At 69.5% G+C, this 20071-nt stretch carries 17 protein-coding genes; 5 read left to right on the top strand and 12 right to left on the bottom strand.

What is annotated here, in order from left to right; translation table 11 throughout:
• Window positions 1-11: 11 nt before the first annotated feature.
• Window positions 12-1223, bottom strand: coding sequence for a GNAT family N-acetyltransferase (locus ACIBG5_RS13840; RefSeq protein WP_396391884.1), 1212 nt, complete (start codon window positions 1221-1223; stop codon window positions 12-14).
• A gap of 145 nt (window positions 1224-1368) precedes the next feature.
• Between ACIBG5_RS13840 and ACIBG5_RS13835 the strand changes: the two genes are divergently transcribed.
• Complete coding sequence (locus ACIBG5_RS13835; RefSeq protein WP_396391883.1) at window positions 1369-2442, top strand: GTP-binding protein; 1074 nt, start codon at window positions 1369-1371, stop codon at window positions 2440-2442.
• Window positions 2443-2454: 12 nt separating this feature from the next.
• Here ACIBG5_RS13835 and ACIBG5_RS13830 read toward each other — a convergent pair whose 3' ends face one another.
• Entirely contained in the window at window positions 2455-3159 is a 705-nt protein-coding gene (locus tag ACIBG5_RS13830) for a maleylpyruvate isomerase N-terminal domain-containing protein (protein ID WP_360438531.1), read from the bottom strand.
• A gap of 89 nt (window positions 3160-3248) precedes the next feature.
• Window positions 3249-4025 carry an HpcH/HpaI aldolase/citrate lyase family protein gene (locus tag ACIBG5_RS13825; protein WP_396391882.1) on the bottom strand — a complete coding sequence of 259 codons (777 nt, stop codon included), beginning with the start codon at window positions 4023-4025 and terminating at the stop codon, window positions 3249-3251.
• A 73-nt stretch (window positions 4026-4098) separates the two neighbouring features.
• Here ACIBG5_RS13825 and ACIBG5_RS13820 point away from each other — a divergent pair, with 73 nt between their 5' ends.
• Entirely contained in the window at window positions 4099-5019 is a 921-nt protein-coding gene (locus tag ACIBG5_RS13820) for a phosphotransferase (protein WP_396391881.1), read from the top strand.
• Here the strand turns inward: ACIBG5_RS13820 and ACIBG5_RS13815 are convergent.
• Window positions 5016-6545 carry an acyl-CoA carboxylase subunit beta gene (locus ACIBG5_RS13815; protein ID WP_396391880.1) on the bottom strand — a complete coding sequence of 510 codons (1530 nt, stop codon included), beginning with the start codon at window positions 6543-6545 and terminating at the stop codon, window positions 5016-5018. The genes ACIBG5_RS13820 and ACIBG5_RS13815 overlap by 4 nt on opposite strands.
• Before the next feature lie 7 nt (window positions 6546-6552).
• Window positions 6553-7716, bottom strand: coding sequence for an acyl-CoA dehydrogenase family protein (locus ACIBG5_RS13810; RefSeq protein WP_396391879.1), 1164 nt, complete (start codon window positions 7714-7716; stop codon window positions 6553-6555).
• A 377-nt stretch (window positions 7717-8093) separates the two neighbouring features.
• On the opposite strand from ACIBG5_RS13810, the gene ACIBG5_RS13805 reads away from it, so the two are divergent.
• The gene (locus ACIBG5_RS13805; protein ID WP_396391878.1) at window positions 8094-8504 is read left to right on the top strand and encodes a MerR family DNA-binding transcriptional regulator; all 411 of its coding nucleotides are present in this window, start codon (window positions 8094-8096) and stop codon (window positions 8502-8504) included.
• Between the two features lie 77 nt (window positions 8505-8581).
• Here the strand turns inward: ACIBG5_RS13805 and ACIBG5_RS13800 are convergent, their stop codons facing one another.
• Window positions 8582-9013, bottom strand: coding sequence for a MarR family transcriptional regulator (locus ACIBG5_RS13800; RefSeq protein ID WP_360438547.1), 432 nt, complete (start codon window positions 9011-9013; stop codon window positions 8582-8584).
• A 65-nt stretch (window positions 9014-9078) separates the two neighbouring features.
• On the opposite strand from ACIBG5_RS13800, the gene ACIBG5_RS13795 reads away from it, so the two are divergent.
• Window positions 9079-9849 (top strand): nitroreductase/quinone reductase family protein, encoded by a 771-nt coding sequence (locus ACIBG5_RS13795; protein WP_396391876.1) that lies wholly within the window; start codon window positions 9079-9081, stop codon window positions 9847-9849.
• A 64-nt stretch (window positions 9850-9913) separates the two neighbouring features.
• Window positions 9914-10465, top strand: a complete 552-nt coding sequence (locus ACIBG5_RS13790; RefSeq protein WP_396391875.1) for a dihydrofolate reductase family protein — start codon at window positions 9914-9916, stop codon at window positions 10463-10465.
• Here ACIBG5_RS13790 and ACIBG5_RS13785 read toward each other — a convergent pair.
• From ACIBG5_RS13785 to ACIBG5_RS13760, 6 genes are read right to left on the bottom strand one after another with little or no spacing between them, the layout of a single operon-like run.
• The gene (locus ACIBG5_RS13785; RefSeq protein ID WP_396391874.1) at window positions 10447-11133 is read right to left on the bottom strand and encodes a sirohydrochlorin chelatase; all 687 of its coding nucleotides are present in this window, start codon (window positions 11131-11133) and stop codon (window positions 10447-10449) included. The genes ACIBG5_RS13790 and ACIBG5_RS13785 overlap by 19 nt on opposite strands.
• Window positions 11130-12260, bottom strand: coding sequence for a uroporphyrinogen-III synthase (locus tag ACIBG5_RS13780; protein ID WP_396391873.1), 1131 nt, complete (start codon window positions 12258-12260; stop codon window positions 11130-11132). The genes ACIBG5_RS13785 and ACIBG5_RS13780 overlap by 4 nt, the downstream gene beginning before the upstream one ends.
• Window positions 12247-12588 (bottom strand): nitrite reductase small subunit NirD, encoded by a 342-nt coding sequence (gene nirD, locus ACIBG5_RS13775; RefSeq protein WP_360438562.1) that lies wholly within the window; start codon window positions 12586-12588, stop codon window positions 12247-12249. The genes ACIBG5_RS13780 and nirD overlap by 14 nt, the downstream gene beginning before the upstream one ends.
• Window positions 12585-16481, bottom strand: coding sequence for a nitrite reductase large subunit NirB (gene nirB / locus ACIBG5_RS13770; RefSeq protein WP_396391872.1), 3897 nt, complete (start codon window positions 16479-16481; stop codon window positions 12585-12587). The genes nirD and nirB overlap by 4 nt, the downstream gene beginning before the upstream one ends.
• Entirely contained in the window at window positions 16478-18619 is a 2142-nt protein-coding gene (locus ACIBG5_RS13765) for a molybdopterin oxidoreductase family protein (RefSeq protein ID WP_396391871.1), read from the bottom strand. Before ACIBG5_RS13765 ends, nirB begins: the two co-directional genes overlap by 4 nt.
• Complete coding sequence (locus ACIBG5_RS13760) at window positions 18616-19983, bottom strand: MFS transporter (protein WP_396391870.1); 1368 nt, start codon at window positions 19981-19983, stop codon at window positions 18616-18618. The genes ACIBG5_RS13765 and ACIBG5_RS13760 overlap by 4 nt, the downstream gene beginning before the upstream one ends.
• Window positions 19984-20071 lie beyond the last annotated feature (88 nt).

The raw sequence follows: 20071 nt of genomic DNA, 5'->3' as shown, positions 1-20071 counted from the left end.
AGGCTAACCGATCAGAAGCCCGTATCGAGCCACGGAAGCCGGCTCGTGGAAAACGCTTGCGCCGCGGCCTGGAGCGCACCGGCCGTGTGCTCCTGCGCCAGTCCGGACGCACCGAGCCGGACGAACGACGGCTTGCCGAGGTACACCGAGGCCAGATCGCGCACGTCGACGGTGAGATCGGCCGGCCGAGTCGTCGACTCGCAGGTCGCCCCGGCCGGACCACCGGCGAGGTGCCACTTGCCGGCGTTCCACGGAAGGAACCCGTCGGTCACCTCGAGGACGACGTCGATGTCGCGGGCGTACGTCCGGGCCGCAAGCGCAGGCGCGAGATCGACGAACCGCAGCCAGAGACCGTCGCGGGTGATCGGCGACGGCGCCCGCTGGTCGACCAGCAGGTCCAGCAGCGGGTCGTCCGACGGCAGTGCCTCGTACCGCGTCTCGCTCAGCAGGTCGGGCTCCAGCAGGTAGCGCCAGAGCGCCGCATGCGACGCGAGGTCCACGGCATGCACGCGCCGTACCTCGACGAACCCCTTGTCGGCGCGCTTGGTCCGGTAGTGCGCGAACCCGGTCAGCTCACCGTCCCGCTCGGCCAGCACGCAGCGCAGCGCGGAGGCGTTGGACGGGTCGACCATCACGTTGTCGCTGACAACGATCTCCTGCCACCGGTCGTTGTGCTCGAACATGCCGACCCGCTCGGTCGCCAGCTTGTTGCGCAGCGCCGCGGTCTCGGCCAGTGTCTCGCGCACGCCGACGTACCTGATCCGTACGTCGTCGATGCCGGCGACCGGCCGCAGTTCGCGAGCGGGCTTCGGTACGACGATCTCCTGGTGGTCGCTGGCGAGGCCGTACCCGAACCGGCCGTAGATCACCGCTTCGCTCGCGGTCAGCCCAGCGAGCGGCTCGGTCCCGGCCTCATGGATCTCGTTCAGCTGGGCCCGCATCAGGTCGCGCAGAATGCCACGCCGGCGGTGGGTCGCGCGGACCCCGACCATGGTCACCCCGGCCATCGGCACCTGTGCGCCCGGCACAGTCATCCGGTGTGAGAACGCCGCGGTGTGCCCGACCAGTTGCTTCTCGTCGACCGCGACGATGCTCCGGTCCGGTTCCCAGACCTGCCGCTCCGCCTCGAGTTGCGCCTCACTCCACGGCGCCGAGAACGCCACGTCAATGAGCTCCAGGAGCTCGCCCCACTCACCCTCGAACCGCCCGATCTCGATCGCCATGCCCAACACCTACCAGACCCCGAGAACCACCGGCCCCACCTTGTGCCCGCGAAAACGCGGCAGGGCTGGGAATTTCCCGTGGTGACGGGAAAGCCGCACGACTCCCGGTCTGGACTGATGAAAATCGTTTTCATATACTCGGAAGATGACCGCCCATTCGAAGACGCCGTTGTCCCTGCTGGTCGGGCTTTCCACGACACTGCGGGAACCTGTGCTGGACGCGATGCTGGACACCACCAGCGTGGCCGTGGTCGTGGACCAGGACGAACTGCCCGGGCGGGGCGTGCTGTCCTGGCGCGCGCTGGACGCGTCCGGGCCGATCGACACCGGCGAGTTCACCGTGGGCGACGACTGTGGGGCGTGTGAGCTGATCGAGTCGCTGCTGCCGTTGCTCGAGGCCCTGGTCTCGCGGCAGCACTGGGATCACGTCGTACTGGCGGCGCCTCCGGCGATGGAGGCACGGCCGCTCGCGGGTTCGCTGGTCGCGGCATTGCCGGAGATCGTCGTCGACACGATCACCTGCGTGGTGGACGCCGTACTGCTGGTCGAGCAACTGTCCGGTGACGAGCTCCTCGATGAGCGCGGTCTCGCACTCGGGCCGCCGGACCGCCGCAACGTCGCCGAGCTCACCGCGCGGCAGATCGAGTACGCCGACGTCTGCGTACTCGCCAACCTGCATCGCAACGCAGCGCCGGATCGACTGCACAACCTGCTGCTGCACCTGAACCCGCGGACCACAGTCGTCGCGGCGGACCCGGCCGGCGTACCGGAAGGGCCGGTGGCGCGGACCGGGTTGTTCGAGTTCGCCGCCGCCGAGGCGTGGGCCGGTGAGCTGGCGTCGTCCGATCGGGTCCAGCCGAGTGGCGACGGCGTGACGACCGTGCTCTGGCGGTCCACGCGGCCGATGCATCCGTCACGGTTGAACGACGCTCTCGAGGACATCGTGGACGGCGTCGTCCGCAGCCGCGGCGTGGTCTGGCTGGCGAACCGGCCGACACAGCGCGTCCGCTGGGAGTCCGCCGGGTACAGCGCGTCGCTCGGCATGCTCGGCGAGTGGTCGGACACCGAGCACCTGGCCGAATGCACAGTGGTTGCGACCGGCATGGGTCTGGATCCGGCGCGGCTGCAGTCGATCCTCGACGCGTGCCTGCTGACCGAGTCCGAACTCGCCAGCCTGGACTGGAACGACCTCGACGACCCGTTCGCCGGACTGCTCTGAAGCCGCGGCCGGCTAGCCAAGCAGCGGCAGGCGGTCCGCGTGCGGACCGAGCATGTCCAGGTCGTCCTCGTCCAGCGGCACCCGGCCGGTCGCCTTCAGCACGTACGTCGTCGTGTCCCAGCCGATCAGGTCCCACGCCTCCGGACCGAACAGTCCGTCCAGCGTCCGCGCAGTGACCTGCAGCGCCTCGGGATCAGGCTCAGGCGCATCCGGTAGACCGACGGTCAGGTCGAGATGATGGACCGTTGCCTCCAGCACCAACGTGGCCACGAAGTCGGTCGCCCGCAGTACATGACCCTGCGTCTCGATCCGCCGCCCCTTCTCCGACAACCCGGCCGCGGCCGCCCGCACAGCGGCCTCGGACACCTCCCGCCAGTGCTGGACCAGCATCCCCGGCCTCCGGTACGACGACGCGACGCCGCGGACGAAGCTCGTGTCCGGATTGTCGCCGTCCATCCGCGGCGGGAAGTCCTGCCAGTACGTGACGAAATCCCGGTCCGGCCCGACCACAGCCGGGCTCGCGAACGCGATCAGCGCACGCTCGGCGTCGTACAGCAGATGGACCAGCAGGGGCCCAACCGGCATTCCCGGGCACCTGGTCGCGAGCCCGAAGTCGGCGTCGCTCAGCCCCTGCACGACCTCCGTCAGCCGCCCGTACTCCCGGCCCAGCGTCGCCGCCAGCCGCAGCGGCAACGCCCCTCGCTCGGGTGCCTTCATCCCCGGCCTCCTCGGTGTGCTCCCTTGAAGAACCTAACCCGGGAGTACGCCGTGATGTTCCTAGTGTCCTGAGTCGCCGACTCAGGACACTATGAGCGTGCGGTGTCGAGGTGTGCGGCGGCGCTGGCCTCGAGGTGGCTGAGGTCGGAGGCGACGGTCGCGAAGGTATAGCCCTGGCTCAGCCGCCGCCGGGCGGACTGCCCGTCCTGGGTGTGGATGCCCGCCGCCACCCCCGCCTCCTGCGCGGTCCGCGCGATCAGTGCGACGGCTTCCTCGAACGGCCCCTCGACTTCAGGATCCCCGGGGAAGCGAGCGCCGACCGACAGCCCGAGATCCGACGGCCCGACGTAGATCCCGTCCAGGCCCGGCGTCGCGCAGATCTCGGCCACGTTCCTCAGCCCGAGCGGCGTCTCGATCATCGCGAGGACGACGGTCGCCGCGTCCGCGTCGGCCGGGACCGGGCCGATCCGCAGCGACGCCCGCATCGGCCCGAAGGACCGCACTCCGGTCGGCGGATACTTCGCCGCTTGCACGGCCCGGGTGACGTCCTCGGAGTTGTCCACGAGCGGCACGATCACGCCGGTCGCACCCGCGTCCAGGGCCCGGCCGATCGGAGTCGGATGGTTCGCCTCGACCCGCACCATCCCCACCGTCGCGCCGCCACCAAGAGCAGCGCCCGCGTCCACCGCGAGCAGCCCGTTCAACAGGCCCTGGTACCCCAGCAGACCGTGCTGCCCGTCCAGTACGACGTAGTCGTATCCCAGCCTCGCGATCCGCTCGGTCGCCACCGGTGCATCCATCACCACCCAGTAACCGATCAGCTGCTCCCGGGCCCGAATCCTGTTGGCGAAATCGTTTGCGCTCACACCGAGCACCCTATCGGTCCTCGTCGCGCCAAATCGCTCGCGTGACCGTCCAATGGACTGGAGGATGCAGGGTATGCCCTCCACAGACCACCTGCTCGACGACCTCGTCTCCGCGGCCGGACTGGCGCCGGTGCGCTCGGTCGAACCGCTGCGTGGGCACGGGTTCGACCACGAGGTACTGCGCGCGACCCTGGCGGATGCACGGCAGGTCGTGCTGCGGCATCGGCAGGAGGCTCGTCCCCTGCCCCAGGGCCGAGCGCGTTTCCTGGCCGACCGCAACGTACGGGCGCCGGCACTCCTCGGCGGCAACGAGTTCGCGACGCTGTACGACTACGTCCCCGGCGACATGCTGTCCGCGGTGATCGACAAGATGACCGACGCCACCTGGAGATCGGTCGGTACGGCGTTCCGTCGCGTCCATGCGGTGCGCTTCCCCAGCGGTCTGTCCGGCCGCTTCGGTCCCGGCAGCCTGATCCTGCACCCGACCGATCCGGTCGAGGAGCTCCACCGGCTGCTGGTCGACGCCGAGTCCCGACTCGAGCCCAACCTCCCGTTCGTCCTTCCCTGGCTCCCGCGCCTACATGCGCTGATCGACGACCACGCCGAGCGGCTACGGCAGGCTCCGACCGCCCTGCTGCACGGCGACGTCTTCCTGGCCAACATCATCGTGGGGACGTCACACACCACCCTGATCGACTGGGACCAGACCCGCGTGGGCGATGCCGGCCAGGAGATCGCCGCCCTCGACGAGCGCATCCAGCTGAGCAACGGCGGCTCGCTGCCCGATGCGTTCTTCGAGACCTACGGCCGGCGGCCGGAGACCGCTGCCCTCCATCGGCTCACCAACGCGATCGCCTGGTTCACCCACGGGCCGTTCGCGGGCTGGGCCATCGACCCCAGCCTCGACGCCGACCGCACGCACCTGGTGACCGGCTGGCGGGACAGCCTGGTCGACTACCTCGCCGGCCTCGGCGAGCGCTTGCAGGAGTTCTAGACCGGCGGTACGCCGTGGCGGCGGGTGGAGAAGTGGCGGTCTTTGGTCTGGGCCGCGGCGAGCCGCGCGATCAGGTCGGTGCGGAGGTCTTCCGGCTCGACGATCGCGTCGATGACGAGGTCGGAGGCCAGCCGGAGGATGTCGATGTCGGTCTCGTACTCCTCCCGCAGCCGGGACACGTACTCGACCCGTTCACCCTCGTCGGCGATCTCCTGGATCTTGTTGTAGTAGACGGCGTTGATCGCCGCCTCCGGACCCATCACCGCGATCTTCGCGGTCGGCAGCGCGACACACGCGTCCGGCGAGAAGCCGGGTCCGCACATCGCGTACAGGCCGGCGCCGTACGCCTTGCGGACGATCACCGACACCGTCGGCACGGTCGCTTCCGACACCGCGGTGATCATCTTCGCGCCGTGCCGGATGATCCCCGCGCGCTCGACCTCGCTGCCGATCATGAACCCCGGTACGTCGCACAGGTACACCAGCGGCACGTTGAACGCATCGCACAGCCAGATGAACCGGGCCGCCTTGTCCGCGGAGTCGACGAACAGCACGCCGCCCTTGACGGCCGGCTGGTTCGCCACGATCCCGACCACCTGCCCCGCCAGCAACCCGAACCCGGTGACGAGCTCCGGGGCGTACGCCGGTTTGACCTCGAAGAACGTGTCCGCGTCGACCAGCGCGTCGATCACGTCGTGGATGTCGAACCCGACGCTCTCCTCGGCCGGAACCAGGTCCCGGGTGAAGTCCCTGGCCGGCGGCGCCGCGTCGTACGACGGCGGCCGCGTCTGCCAGGAACCGGGCAAGTAGGAGAAGTACGTACGGGCCAACTCGATCGCCTCGGTGTCGTCGGAGGCGAGCAGGTCGCCGCAGCCGGAGACGCTGGTGTGCATCCGGGCGCCGCCCATCTCCTCCAGCGTGACCTTCTCGCCGACCACCATCTCGGCCATCCGCGGCGAGCCCAGGTACATCGAGGCGTTGCCGTCGACCATGATCACGAGGTCGCAGAACGCCGGGATGTACGCGCCGCCGGCCGCCGACGGGCCGAACAGGCAGCAGATCTGCGGCACCTTGCCGGACAGCGCGACCTGGTTGTGGAAGATTCGCCCGGCACCACGCCGCCCCGGGAACAGATCCACCTGGTCGGTGATCCGCGCGCCGGCGGAGTCGATCAGCCAGAAGATCGGCAGCTCGTCGCGGAGCGCGACCTCGGTGATCCGGACGATCTTCTCCACCGTCCGGGCACCCCACGACCCCGCCTTCACGGTCGGGTCGTTCGCGACGATCAGCGCCGGCCGGCCGTCGACCAGCGCGCGGCCGGTGACCACGCCGTCGGCGGGCAGGCCGGCGTTCAGGGCGTTGGCCAGCTGCGCGTCCTCGACGAAGCTGCCCTCGTCGACGAGCAAGGCGATCCGGTCCCGCACGTACAGCTTGTTCTGGCTGGCCAGTTTGGCCGCAGCCTTGTCCGGCGGGCCGAGGGTCGCCTCGCGGGCGACCTTGACCTCGGTCCAGTGATCGTGGGTCATGCGGTCATCATTCCACTGGGAGGCCGAGGCTTCGGGCGATCAGCATGCGCTGAACCTCCGACGTCCCCTCGCCGATCTCGAGGATCTTGGCGTCCCGGTAGAAGCGCGTCACCGGGTACTCCTCCATGAATCCGTAGCCGCCGAACACCTGGGTGGCGATCCGGGTCGCGGTCACCGCGGACTCGGTCGCGTACAGCTTCGCCACCGACGCGGCCTGCTTGAACTGCTGCACCGACGCGCCGGCGTCCTTCAACGCGGCCGCTCGGTAGACGAGCAGCTCCGCCGCGTCCGCCATCACCTTGAGATCAGCGATCTGGAACGCGACACCCTGCTTGCGACCGATCGGCACTCCGAACGTCGTGCGCTCACCGGCGTACTGGACCGACATCTCCAGGCAGGCGCGGATGCAGCCGAGCGCGACCGCGGCGATCGCCACCCGCCCGTCGTCCAGCGTCGCGAGAAACTGCGCGAACCCCTTGCCGCGCTCGCCCAGCAGGTTCGCCTCGGGGACCCGGCAGCCGCTGAGTGACAGCGGGTGCGTGTCACTCGCGTGCCAACCCAACTTGTCGTACGCCGCCTCGGCCGCGAAGCCCGGCGTACCACTCGGGACGATGATGGTGGAGATCTCCGGCTTGCCGTCCGCCTTCTCACCGGTCCGCGCGGTCACCGTCACGCACGAGGTGATGGACGAGCCGGAGTTGGTGATGAACTGTTTCGAGCCGTCGATCACCCACTCGCCTTGGTCGAGGACAGCCCGGGTCTTGGTCGCGCCGGCGTCCGAGCCGGAATCGGGCTCGGTCAGGCCGAACCCGGCCAGCTTCTGGCCGGCCACCAGGTCGGGCAGCCAGGTGGCCTTCTGCTCGTCGGTGCCGAAGGTGAGGATCGGGTTGATGCCGAGCCCGACCGCCGCCTCCAGGGTGATGCCCATCGACTGGTCGACGCGGGAGATCTCCTCGATCGCCACGCACAGACTGGTGAAGTCACCGGCCGAGCCGCCGTACTCCTCCGGGGCGGTCAGCCCGAACAGGCCGAGCCGGCCCATCTTCTGCACGACCTCCACCGGGAAGTAGTGCTTGCGGTCCCATTCGGCCGCGTGCGGGGCGATCTCCGCCTCGGCGAAGTCGCGCACGCTGCGCCGGAACTCGCGGTGCTCCTCGGACAGCTCGTACATGACCCACTCCTCTGTACTTGACGCTCACCCTCCCGTCCCCCTCCATCACCAAAGCACCTGGTGGATGTCGGGGCGAGACGGGAATCCGTGTGCTTGTCGCTCACCTTCCCTTCACCCTCTCCACCACCAAAGCAGCTGGTGGTTGTCGGGGCGAGACGGGAATCCGTGTGCTTGTCGCTCACCTTCCCTTCACCCTCTCCATCACCAAAGCACCTGGTGGATGTCGGGGCGAGACGGGAATGTGTGTGCTTGACGCTCAGCCTCCCTTCACCCTCTCCATGACCAGAGCAACTGGTGGTTGTCGGGGTGAGATGGGAATCTGTTGCTTGACGCTTACGTAAACGTAAAGCACAGTGGGGTGCGTGCACAATATCCGGGTGCCCGCTCAGACCTGGTCGATCGCCGAACTGGCGGCCGAGTACGACGTCACCCTGCGCACGATCCGGTTCTACGAGGACCGCGGCCTGCTCACACCCGAGCGCCGCGGCACTGTCCGCGTGTACCACTCGCGCGACAAGGTCCGCCTCGGCTTGATCCTGCGAGGCAAACGCCTCGGCTTCTCCCTCGACGAGATCGCCACCATCGTCGACATGTACGACGCCGAGCCCGGCGAGGAGGGTCAACTCGTCTACCTCCTGGACCAGATCACCCACCGCCGCGCCGACCTCGAACAACGCCGCCGCGACATCGACGAGACCCTCCACGAACTGGCCGAGGTCGAAGCCCGCTGCCAGTCCGACCTCACCTCCCTCCGCGGGCGGACCGCTCCCACTCACCAACCTCGCTGACACCCCGCCCTTTCACCCTTGCTCAGCGCACCCCGCGACGGATTGGGCGCGTTGGTGAGTGCCGGCGGTCCGGGTGGTCAGAGGGCGTCTTCGTAGGCCTTGAGGGTCTTGACGAACGTCGCGCGTTCGTCGTCGGACAGCGGCTCGAGCGCCTCACGCCAGGCCCGGGCGCCACGGGCCAGCCAGGCGTCGATCGCCTCCCGATGCGCGTCCGACAGGGTCACCACGGCACGACGGCGGTCCTCGGGATGTTCGCGGCGGTCGAGGATGCCTTTGCGGCTGAGCTCGCCGACCATCAGGCTGACCGTCGCCGGAGTGACCTCGAGACGTTCGGCCAGGTCGTTGACGCCGAGCGGGCCGTCGAACAGCAGGTAGGCGAACAGCGAGAGATGCCGGGGCGCGAGGTTCAGGCCGGCCAGCTCATCGGGCACCTTCATCCGCTTGGTCCGCCCCACCATCCGCGGCATCAGCAGCAACAGCGTGCGGATGCTGTCATCGACGCTTGACATACCTTTGTCCTTAAAACTATTTTGCTTGCAAAGCTAAACGACTTCGTCCAGCAAAGGGTATGCGCGTGAACGCACAGTTGCTGTCTCTGACCACCACCGGCGCGCGCTCTGCCCGGCCGCACACCACCACACTCGCGTACGCCGAGGACGGCGGGCGGCTGATCGTGTTCGCCAGCAACGCCGGCCGGCCGCAGGCGCCCGCCTGGCTGCACAACCTTCGCGCCAACCCGGCCGTCACCGTCGAGGTCGGCGGCAGCCGGTACGACGCCATCGCGACCGAGACCACCGGCGCCGAACGGGACCGCCTGTTCGCCGACCAGGCCGCCCGCGACCCCGCCTTCGCGGAGTACCAGCGCAACACCTCCCGAGTGATCCAGGTCGTCGCACTCACGCCGGCCCGCGCCGGCGCCGCCACCGCACAGTTGAAGGAGATCCACGCCGGCCTCCGTCGCGAACTCACCGACACCCTTGCCGCGGTCGACACCTACCTGGCGGGAGAAGGCGAACTACCGGCGGCGATCAACGACCTGCAACGCCACTGCCTGTCGTTCTGCGGCTCCCTGCACGCCCACCACACCCGCGAGGACGGCGTCTTCCCGCGGCTGGCCGCGGACTTCCCCGAACTGAAACCCGCGTTCGACCGCCTGACCCGCGAACACGAAGCCGTTGCCGCCCTCAACGAAAAGCTCACCGCGACGCTCGACCGGCTGACCACGGCGCCCACTCGCGCGACAGCCGAGCAACTGCGCGCCGACCTCGAACAACTCGCCGGGGACCTCGAAGCCCACTACACCTACGAGGAAGCCCACCTCGGTCTCGCCCTCGACGCAGCCTGACACTGTCGATCTGGTCGGGCCCCGTTCGTGTAGGGGGTGAGAAGACCGACATGAGGAGGTAGTCATGGGTGAGATCACGGTGGTGTGCAACGTGAGCCTGGATGGTGTGATGCAGGCGCCGGGCAGGCCGGACGAGGACCCGCGCGACGGGTTCCGGTACGGCGGGTGGGCAACGCCGTACAGCCAGGACGCCATGGGCCGTGTGCTCGGGCGGGGGCGCCGGTTCGGCGGGATGTTGCTCGGGCGCCGCACGTACGAGGACTTCGCCGGCTTCTGGCCGAACCAGCCGGACAACCCGTACTCCGAGGCCCTCGACAACCAGCAGAAGTACGTCGTCTCGTCGACCGTGACGAACCCTGCCTGGGCCAACTCCCACGTCATCACCCTCGACGGCATCCCCAAACTGAAGACCGAGCAAGACCTGATCGTCCTGGGCAGCGGCCACCTGATCCGCTCCATCCCCGACCTGATCGACCACTACATCCTGCTCATCCACCCCCTGACCCTCGGCTCCGGCCACCACCTCTTCGGCAACCACCACCAGCCCCTGGCCCTGGACCATTCCGAGACCACCACAACCGGCGTAGTCATCAACACCTACAGCCCGGCGGCGTGAGCCAGCACCTGGACTTCGTCGTACCTGCGCAGGGCCAGTGCAGCGAGGCGGGGGTCGGCGCCCAGGGGCGGGCTGATGCGGTGGCCGGGGGCGCGACGGTGGATGAGGGTTTCGAAGAAGCCCGGGGCCAGGAGGTACGTCGCTATGGCTGTGCGGCCTGGGGTTCGGGAGAGGACTGTGGTCATAGGGGCGGTGGTGCCGGAGATGTAGGCGACGTCGACCGGGCGGTCGATGCGGGTGGAGAGGAGTGAGGCTACGGACGAGCAGTCCTGGAGGGCTCGGGGGTCCGAGGAGCCGGCTGCGGCGAGGACCACGTGGTCGACTCGGGAGAGGTCGCCCAGGCGGTCGGCGAGGATGTCGGCGAGGACCGGATCGGGGCCGAGGGCCGCCGCTGCGCGGACCCGGCCGGGATAGCGGTCCACCTCGGCCGCAACGTCGACGGACACGTGATAGCCGGAGCTGAGCAGCAGCGGCACCACGACCGCCTGGTTGCTGTCAGCAACAACCCGTCGAACCAGCGACGGCAACGCCGGTACGTCGACATCCACGAAGCCCAGCGACATCGGTACGCCGGGACGCTGCCGCGCCATCATCCGGACCAGTTCGTGGACGACCCGAATACCCCGCGGATCGGCGGTCCCGTGCGCCACCGCGACCAGGTCGATCACGAAGGAATCCCGGCCGTCTCGACCGCCAGCCGGTACCCGCGCCGGACCACCGTCCGGACCAGTTCCGGTTTCCCGATCGCCGTCCGGAGTCTGTTCACCGTGACCTCCACCGCGTGCACGTCCTCGGCACCTGGGAGCACCGCGAGCAACGCCGGCCGCGACACCACATCACCGCCGGCCGCCACCAGTGCGGCCAGCACAGCCCGCGGACCCGGACCCAGTGGGAGTACGACGCCGTCCAGGACCGCGGCGCCACCACGGATCACCAACTGCCCGTGCTCGGTCTCGATCGACCGCGCGTTGTCGTCGGTGAGCCGGTCGGTCACGATCCGGATCAACGCACCCAGCCTGAAGCGGTCCGGCACGAGCGGCTCCAGGCCCAGGTTCACGAACGGCCCGGCGGTCACCGGACCCACACAGGCGTTCAGCACCCGGCCGGACTTCAGCGCCGCGATCAGAGCGTCGTACTGCCCGGTCAAAGCCGCCGAGTCGAGCATGGCCTGCGCACCGGGCGCCGACGTGTGCACCACCGCGTCCACCGCACCCGCGCCGATCTGACCGATCGTCCGCTCCACCAGAGCGGGATCGGGAGCCGGACCCCACCGGTACACCTCCAGCCCACGCACCGACGCCCCGGCCGCGCGCAGCGAATCCTGCAGCGCCGGATCCGACAACCCATGCAGCTGTACGACGATCTTCCGGCCGCCGACGCCCTGGTCGCGCAGCCAGTCCACCACCTCGGCCGTCGTCTCGGACCGCGCGGACCAGTGTTCGACCAGTCCGGCGGCCCGGATCGCGCCACGCGCTTTCGGCCCACGCGCCAGGATCCGCGACTGCTCCAGCGTGCCGAGCAGGTCCGCCGCCAGGCCGGCGCTGTCCGCGGATTCGATCCACCCGCGGAACCCGACCGCGGTGGTGACGACGACGTCGTCCGGCGGGTTCGCGATCACCCGCCGGGTCGCCTCGAGCAGCGCGTGGTCGTCGGCGACCGGCACGATCTGCAGCGTCGGCGCGTGCAGCACCTTCGCGCCCCGCCGCTCGAACGCCGCGATCAGGTCGTCCGCACGCCGGTGCGCGGTGACCGCGATCGTGCAGCCACTGAGTGGCCCGGGCCTAGCCGTGCTCACCGAGATTCACCATCACCTGTCCGTCGACGATCTCGACCTCGTACACCGGCAGCGACACCGACGGATCGTCCAGGCACTCGCCGGTGCGCAGGTCGAAGACCTGCTTGAACATCGGCGACGCCACCGTCGGAACCTCGCCTCTGCTCCCCACGATGCCACGCGACATCACGTTCGCCCCACTGAACGGATCCTGGTTGCCCAGAGCAAACACCTCGCCGCCGTGGGTCCGGAACACCGCGAGCTGCAGCTCGCCGGCCAAGGCGGCGACCCCACGCTCCGGCAGCAGTGCCTCGTACTCACACACCACAAAGGCAGTCAGGACAGTCATCGGCGTACCTCCAATCGGGGGCCGGCCAGCAGCACCGGCTCCAGTTGTCCGCGTTCGGCCGGCGTGGCGGGCCGCGGCTGGTTGCGCTCGACCACGTACCGCAGGTCGGCGTCCGGCTGATCCGGCGCGTTCACGAAGGAGACGAACCGGGCCAGCTTGTCGGGGTCGTTGAGCGTGGCCCGCCACTCGTCCACGTACGAATCGACATGCGCGGCCATCGCGGCGTCCAGGTCGGCGGCGATGCCGAGGCTGTCGTTCAGTACGACGTCGCGGATATGATCCAGACCGCCCTCGATGTCGTTGATCCACACCGCGGTCCGCTGCAGCCGGTCGCCGGTGCGGATGTAGTACATGAGGAACCGGTCGATGGCCTGGAACAGCTCTGGGTCGGTCAGGTCGGACGCGAGCAGTTCCGCGTGCCGCGGCGTCATTCCACCGTTGCCGCCGACGTACAGGTTCCAGCCTTTCTCGGTCGCGATCACGCCGACGTCCTTGCCACGCGCCTCGGCACACTCCCGCGCGCACCCGGACACCCCGAGCTTGAGCTTGTGCGGCGACCGCAGCCCGCGGTACCGCAGCTCCAGCGCGATCGCCATCCCGACCGAGTCCTGTACGCCGTACCTGCACCAGGTGGAGCCGACACACGACTTCACGGTCCGCAGCGCCTTGCCGTACGCGTGCCCGGACTCGAAGCCTGCGTCGACCAGCCGCTTCCAGATCGCCGGCAACTGCTCGATCCGTGCACCGAACAGGTCGACCCGCTGGCCGCCGGTGATCTTCGTGTACAGGCCGAAGTCGCGGGCCACTTCGCCGATCGTGATCAGCCCCTCGGGGGTGATCTCACCGCCCGGGATCCGCGGGACGACGGAGTACGTGCCGTCCTTCTGCAGGTTCGCCATCACGTGGTCGTTGGTGTCCTGCAGCGTCGCCCGCTCGCCGTCGAGGACGTGACCGGCCGGGTCCAGGCTGGCCAGGATCGACGCGACCACCGGCTTGCAGATGTCGCAGCCGCGTCCTGTCCCGTGCCGCTCGACGATCTCGCTGAACGTCCGCAGCCCGGTCACCCGGACGACGTCGAACAGCTCGGCGCGGGACAATGCGAAGTGCTCGCAGAGTGCCTTGCTGACCTCGACACCGGCCTTGGTGAGCTCGGAGTTCAGCAGGTTCTTCACGATCGGCAGGCAGGAGCCGCAACTGGTCCCGGCCTTGGTCTTGCCGCACACCGACTTCATGTCGGTGCAGCCGTCGTCGCGGACCGAGCACCGGATCGCGCCGGCTGACACGTTGTTGCACGAGCACACCGGCGCGTCGTCCGGCAGTTCGAGCTTGACCGGCGCGGCGCCCTCGGGCAGCAGGAACGCGGCCGGGTCCGCGCCGAGCTCGCGCCCGACCATCGGGCGGAGACCGGAGTACGCCGACGCGTCGCCGACCAGGATGCCGCCGAGCAACGTCCGGGCATCGTCGGACAGCACGAGCTTCTTGTAGACGCCGGCGACCGGGTCGGCGTACACGATGTCCAGCGCGCCCTCGGTCGCGCCGAACGCGTCGCCGAAGCTGGCGACGTCGACACCGAGCAGCTTCAGCTTGGTCGAGGTGTCCGCACCCGGGAACGTCGCCGCACCGCCGAGCAGCCGGTCGGCGACAATCTCGGCCATCGTGTAGCCGGGGGCAACCAGTCCCCAGACCCGGCCCTCGATGCAGGCTACCTCACCGATCGCCCAGACACCCGGCACGGAGGTCCGGCAGCCTTCGTCGACCACGACACCGCCGCGTTCACCGATCTCCAGACCGGCCGCCCGGCCGAGCTCGTCCCGCGGCCGTACGCCGGTCGCGAACACGACCACGTCGGCCGGCAGATCGGGGCCGTCGGCAACGGCCATCGCACGGGCCGCGCCTTGGGACGTCAGCTTCACCCGGCTGCACTGCGTCGACACCAGCACCTCGACGTCGAGTCCTTCGATCAGCCGGGCGAGTGCGGCGCCGCCGCCCTCGTCGACCTGCAGCGGCATCAGCCGCGGCGCGAACTCGACCACCTTCGTCGCGGCACCCAACGCCCGCAGCGCGCCGGCCGCCTCCAGCCCCAGCAGGCCACCGCCGACGACCACACCGCTGACCTGCCGGCCCTCGGACTTCAGCCGCTCCACGTAGACCCGGAGCGCGGCCACGTCGTCGACGGTCCGGTAGACGAAGCAGCCCTGCGCGTCGTTGTTCTTCACCGGTGGGACGAACGCCGACGAGCCCGTCGCCAGGACCAGCTCGTCGTACCCGATCTGCTCGCCGCGCGCTGTTGTCACAGTCCGAGCGGTGGTGTCGATCGACGTGACCTGGACGCCCTTGCGGAGCGTCACCGCCGGGTCGTCCCAGAGTTCCGGTTCGCCGAGCGCGAGGTCGTGGGGGTCGCGGCCGGAGAAGTAGCTGGTCAGCGCGACGCGGTCGTACGGCAGCCGTGGTTCCTCGGCCAGCACGGTGATGCGCCACTGGATCTCGGTGTCGCGGGATCGCAGTGCCTCCACGAGCCGGTGCGCGACCATGCCACCGCCCACCACAACCACGTGCCGGGCCTTCTTCAGCTCTCTCATCGTCGCCCTCCTGCTCGGAACTGGTTCGGTCTCGCCGCGCCGGAAGCGGTCGAGCAGTTCGCCGACGGCGCCGGCGCAACTGCCGCACCCGGTCGTCGCCCGCGTCGTGGCGGCGATGCCGGCGACACTGTCGGCACCTCCACGCCAGGCCGCCTCGATCGCGGCCCTGGTGACCCCGTTGCAACGGCAGACGGTGGTCACCTTCTTCTTGGGTACGACGGGATCCGCCAGCAACCCGTCCGCCGCGACCGGCGTCCCGCGGTCCGCCAGCAGCACCAACTCCGCGGCCACCTCCGGCGCCCCGATCGCGACCGCGGACCGGACCACACCATCCCGCAGCACGGCCCGCACATACCGCTCCCCATCCTCGAGCCGCACCACCTCCCCGTCCTCACCCTTGTTGCCTAAGGCAAGCACGTCGAGCCCGCCGGCGGTCAGCCGCAGTACGTCGTACTCCGGCACGCCGGCCGGCTCACCGTTCAGATGCCGCGCCAGCGCCTCGGCCTGCCCCCACGCGGACGCGACCGTCCCGCTGACCCAGCCGTCAATCTCGGCACAATCCCCGATCGCATGCACTCGCGGATCGTCCGGACTCGTCAGCGTGCGGTCGACAACGATCCCGTCCCGCACCGTCAGCCCAGCCGCCAATTCAGTCCGCGCCCGCACCCCACAAGCCACCACCAACAAGTCGCCGAACACCTGCCGCCCGCCACGCAGGCTCAACGCCCGGAACCGCCCATCCCGTGACGCAGCCCGTTCGACCGTCGCGTTGAGCAAAACCTCCACGCCCAACTCACGAACCGCCCGCGTAACCCGCCGCCCCGCCGACCCCCGAACCGCCTTGTCCAGCAGCGTTTCCCCGTCATGCACCAACGTGACCGGCACACCCCGCCCCCGCAGTGCACACGCAGTCTCAACACCAAGCACACCACCACCAAGCACAACCACCCGCCGCACCCGACCCGCGGCATCAACAAGGGCGCGGGCATCACCCACAGAACGCAAGGTGTGAGCTCCGGTGGAACCAACAAGCGCGGAAGGCACCGCACCGGTCGCGAACACCAACCGGTCGTAGGACCACTCGTGTCCGGCGGAGTCCGTTACTACGCGGCGGTTGCGGTCGACGGCTACTGCGGTGGCGACCGGCTCATTGCCGAGGATTGGCTCGGGGGTGCGGCCGGCGACGTACTCGGTGAGACGGCTGCGGTTGTACGACGGCTCGTCGCCCAGCACCGTCACGTCGTACGACGCCAAGAGCTCGGCCAACCGTCGACCGGCCATCCCGCCCCCGATGATCACCACGCGCGGGCTCATGCGGAGACTCCAGTCGCCGGGAGACTCGCGGCGCTCACCTCGACCGCACAGGCCTTGAACTCGGGCATCCGCGATACCGGGTCGAGCACATCGTTGGTCAGCTCGTTGACCGCCTCCGCACCACCGAAGTGGAACGGCACGAACACCGTGTCCGGACGCACATCTGCCGTCACCCTGGCCGGCAGCACCATCGATCCGCGAGCGGTCCGCAACCGCATCGGCCGCCCGTCAGCGATCCCCAACTGCGCTGCCACCCGCGGATGGATCTCCGCGAACACTTCCGGCTCCGCCGACGCCAACTCGGGCACCCGCCGCGTCTGCGCCCCACTCTGGTAGTGCTGCAACAGCCGTCCGGTCACCAGATACATCGGCGCCGCCGCGTGAAGATCATCCGCGACCGGCCGATGACCCACCGCCACCACGTGCGCCCGCCCATCCGGCGTACTGAACCCGTCCGCGAACAACCGCGGCGTCCCCGGATGCCCTGGAGAAGGAACAGGCCAGAACAACGCCTCCCCCGCATCGATCCGCTCCCAGGTGATCCCCGAGTAGTCAGCCTTTCCACCGGCACTGGCCAGCCGCAGTTCCTCGAACACCTCGGCCGGATCAGTCGAGAACGCCGCCCCACACCCCAGCCGCGAGGCCAACCCGGCAAAGACAGCCAGATCACTCCGTACGTCGCCAGGCGGCGCGACAGCAGCCCGCCGCCGCAGTACCCGCCCCTCGAGCGAGGTCATGGTGCCCTCTTCCTCGGCCCACTGCGTCACCGGAAAGACGACATCCGCCAGCAGAGCGGTCTCGGACGGTACGACGTCCGCCACCACCAGCAGGTCCAGCGCGGCAAGGCGTTCCCGCACCGATGCGAGCCGCGGCGCCGACACCAGCAGATTGCTCCCGTGAACGAGCAGCGCCCGCGCACCGCCCGCCGTACCCAGCGCGTTGATCAACTCGACCGCGCTCTGACCGGGACCAGGCAGGTCCTCAGGATCCACACCCCACACCCGAGCAACGTGGGCCCGCGCGGCCGGATCGGCGATGCTGCGGTACCCGGGCAACTGGTCAGCCTTCTGCCCATGCTCCCGACCGCCCTGACCGTTCCCCTGCCCGGTGATGCAGCCGTACCCACTCCCCAGCCGTCCCGGCAGGCCAAGCGCCAGAGCAAGGTTGATACAAGCAGTCACCGTGTCCGTGCCCTTGCTGTGCTGCTCAGCACCGCGCCCGGTCAGAATGAACACGCCGGCGCCGCCATGCACCGGTGCAGCAGCCGCAAGCACCCGGGCCGCCCGCCGAATCGTCGAAGCAGGCACGCCCGTCACCCGCTCGGCCCGCTCAGGCCACCAAGCCGCGGTCGAGCGGAACAACCCCTCCGGGTCGTCCGTCCGCTCACTCAGGTACGCCGTGTCCGCAAGCCCTTCCTGCAGTACGACGTGGGTCAGCGCGAGGACCAACGCCAGATCGGTCCCAGGAGTCGCCTGGAGGTGGATCCCCGCGGCTTCCGCAGTCAGCCCGGCAGTCGCCGTACGACGCGGATCGACGACCAGCAGCCCACCGGCGTCGCGCGCGCCCTGTAGCTGCGCGACCGCCGGCGGCATCGTCTCGGCGATATTGCTGCCGACCAGCAGCACAGCACCCGCACCACCGACGTCGGCCAGCGGGAACGGCAGCCCCCGATCGATACCGAAGGCACGGTTCGTCGCGGCCGCCGCGGACGACATACAGAACCGTCCGTTGTAGTCGACGTTCGCGGTCTTGAGCGCGACCCGGGCGAACTTGCCCAGCGCGTACGCCTTCTCGTTGGTCAGCCCACCACCGCCGAAGACCGCCACCGCGTCATGACCGTACGAGTCCTGCAACGACCGGATGCGGTCGGCAACGAAGTCCAACGCGTCGTCCCAACTCGCCTCCACCAACTCACCCGCGGCGTTCCGCAGCAGCGGCGTCGTGAGCCGGTCCGGCACCGTCAGAACCTCCGGCGCCGTCCAGCCCTTCCGGCACAGCCCGCCGCGGTTGGTCGGGCCACCCTCAAATGCTTGAATGGCTCGCGGCTGCACCGACACCGCACCCGGCCGGTCGACCGGGTGCAGGGTCGTCGCGCACTGCAGAGCGCAGTACGGGCAGTGAGTAGGGACAGCCGTCACACGCGCTCCCCACTCAGCGGGCCGCCCTTGCGGAGGTAGCAGAAGTACGTCACTGCCAGGCAGACCACGTAGAAGCCGCAGAAGACGTACAGCGCCGGGATCAGCGAACCGAAGTGGCTCGTCGACATCGCGAAGCCGCGCGGGACCAGGAAGCCGCCGTACGCGCCGACCGCGGAGGCGATCCCGATGCAGGCCGCCGCCTCGCGACGTGCCCGGCCCGGGTCGCCCGGCGTGGTCAGCCGGAACACCGCCGGGATCATCCGGTACGTCGATCCGTTCGCGGCGCCACTGGCGACGAACAGGAACAGGAAGCTGATCAGGAACCCGGCGAAGCTGCCCGCGTTCAGCGAGACGATCGCGGCCAGGATGCCCAGGCCCATCACCACGAACGAGCAGACCGTCACCCGGGCCCCGCCGACCAGGTCGGCCAGCTTGCCGCCGAACGGCCGCGCCACCGAGCCGACCAGCGCGCCGAGGAAGGCGATGTTGGCCCCGGTGACGTCCGGGAACGTGGTCTTGATCAGCAGCGGGAACGCGGCCGAGAACCCGATGAACGACCCGAAGGTGCCGATGTAGAGGAACGAGATGATCCAGGTGTGCGGCCGCTTCGCCGCCGTCACCGAGGCCCGGAACGACGAGGTCGCGACGGACAGGTTCGCCATCACCTTCCACGCCAGTACGGCGGCCAGGACGATCAGCGGGATCCACAGCAGCCCGGCCCGGTTCAGCGACAACCCGGCTCCGGCGACGATCACGATCGGCACCACCAGTTGGACCACGGCGACGCCGAGGTTCCCGCCGGCCGCGTTGATGCCGAGCGCGAAGCCCTTCTCCTTCTCGGGGAAGAAGAACGAGATGTTCGTCATACTGCTCGCGAAGTTGCCGCCGCCGACGCCGGCGGTGGCCGCGACCAGCGCCATCAGCCAGAACGGCGTGTCCGGCCGGGTCAGGAAGTAGGACAGTCCGGCCGTCGGGATCAGCAGGAGCAGCGCGGAGACGATCGTCCAGTTCCGGCCGCCGAACTTCGGCACCGCGAACGTGTACGGCAGCCGCAGCGTCGCGCCGACCAGGCTGGGCAGCGCGACCAGCCAGAACAACTGGTCGGTGCTGTAGGTGAATCCCGCCTTGGGCATCGACACCACGACGATGCTCCACAGTTGCCAGACGGAGAAGCCGAGGAACTCGGCGAAGATCGACGGCCACAGGTTGCGCTGGGCCACCCGGCGGCCGGTCCGCGCCCAGAAGGTGGCGTCCTCGGGGTCCCACACATCGATCCAGCGGCCGCGGCGCGGCGCCTCGACCGTGCCGACCGTCCCGGTCCGGTCGCGGGGAGTGACGACCTCCGGTCGTGCCTCGAGCGTCATCGTGCGTCTCCGATCATCCGGCCTCACTTAGTAGGCCAGGACGCTATGACCGGGGTGTTTCCGAGCGGTCATCTGGTTGTTACGCCGC

The organism is Kribbella sp. NPDC050241 (assembly GCF_044459685.1).
In the GTDB taxonomy this organism is placed as follows: Bacteria; Actinomycetota; Actinomycetes; order Propionibacteriales; family Kribbellaceae; genus Kribbella.
The sequence above is the reverse complement of the archived record's forward strand: the minus strand, read 5'-3'. Positions and strand labels throughout refer to the sequence as shown.

Excerpts from the sequence above, each read along its gene's own strand:
- ACIBG5_RS13800 (WP_360438547.1), bottom strand. The coding sequence starts at position 9,013 with ATGTCAAGCGTCGATGACAGCATCCGCACGCTGTTGCTGCTGATGCCG.
- ACIBG5_RS13840 (WP_396391884.1), bottom strand. The coding sequence starts at position 1,223 with ATGGCGATCGAGATCGGGCGGTTCGAGGGTGAGTGGGGCGAGCTCCTG.
- ACIBG5_RS13830 (WP_360438531.1), bottom strand. The coding sequence starts at position 3,159 with ATGAAGGCACCCGAGCGAGGGGCGTTGCCGCTGCGGCTGGCGGCGACG.
- ACIBG5_RS13820 (WP_396391881.1), top strand. The coding sequence starts at position 4,099 with ATGCCCTCCACAGACCACCTGCTCGACGACCTCGTCTCCGCGGCCGGA.
- ACIBG5_RS13815 (WP_396391880.1), bottom strand. The coding sequence starts at position 6,545 with ATGACCCACGATCACTGGACCGAGGTCAAGGTCGCCCGCGAGGCGACC.
- ACIBG5_RS13760 (WP_396391870.1), bottom strand. The coding sequence starts at position 19,983 with ATGACGCTCGAGGCACGACCGGAGGTCGTCACTCCCCGCGACCGGACC.
- ACIBG5_RS13790 (WP_396391875.1), top strand. The coding sequence starts at position 9,914 with ATGGGTGAGATCACGGTGGTGTGCAACGTGAGCCTGGATGGTGTGATG.
- nirD (WP_360438562.1), bottom strand. The coding sequence starts at position 12,588 with ATGACTGTCCTGACTGCCTTTGTGGTGTGTGAGTACGAGGCACTGCTG.
- ACIBG5_RS13810 (WP_396391879.1), bottom strand. The coding sequence starts at position 7,716 with ATGTACGAGCTGTCCGAGGAGCACCGCGAGTTCCGGCGCAGCGTGCGC.
- nirB (WP_396391872.1), bottom strand. The coding sequence starts at position 16,481 with ATGAGCCCGCGCGTGGTGATCATCGGGGGCGGGATGGCCGGTCGACGG.
- ACIBG5_RS13835 (WP_396391883.1), top strand. The coding sequence starts at position 1,369 with ATGACCGCCCATTCGAAGACGCCGTTGTCCCTGCTGGTCGGGCTTTCC.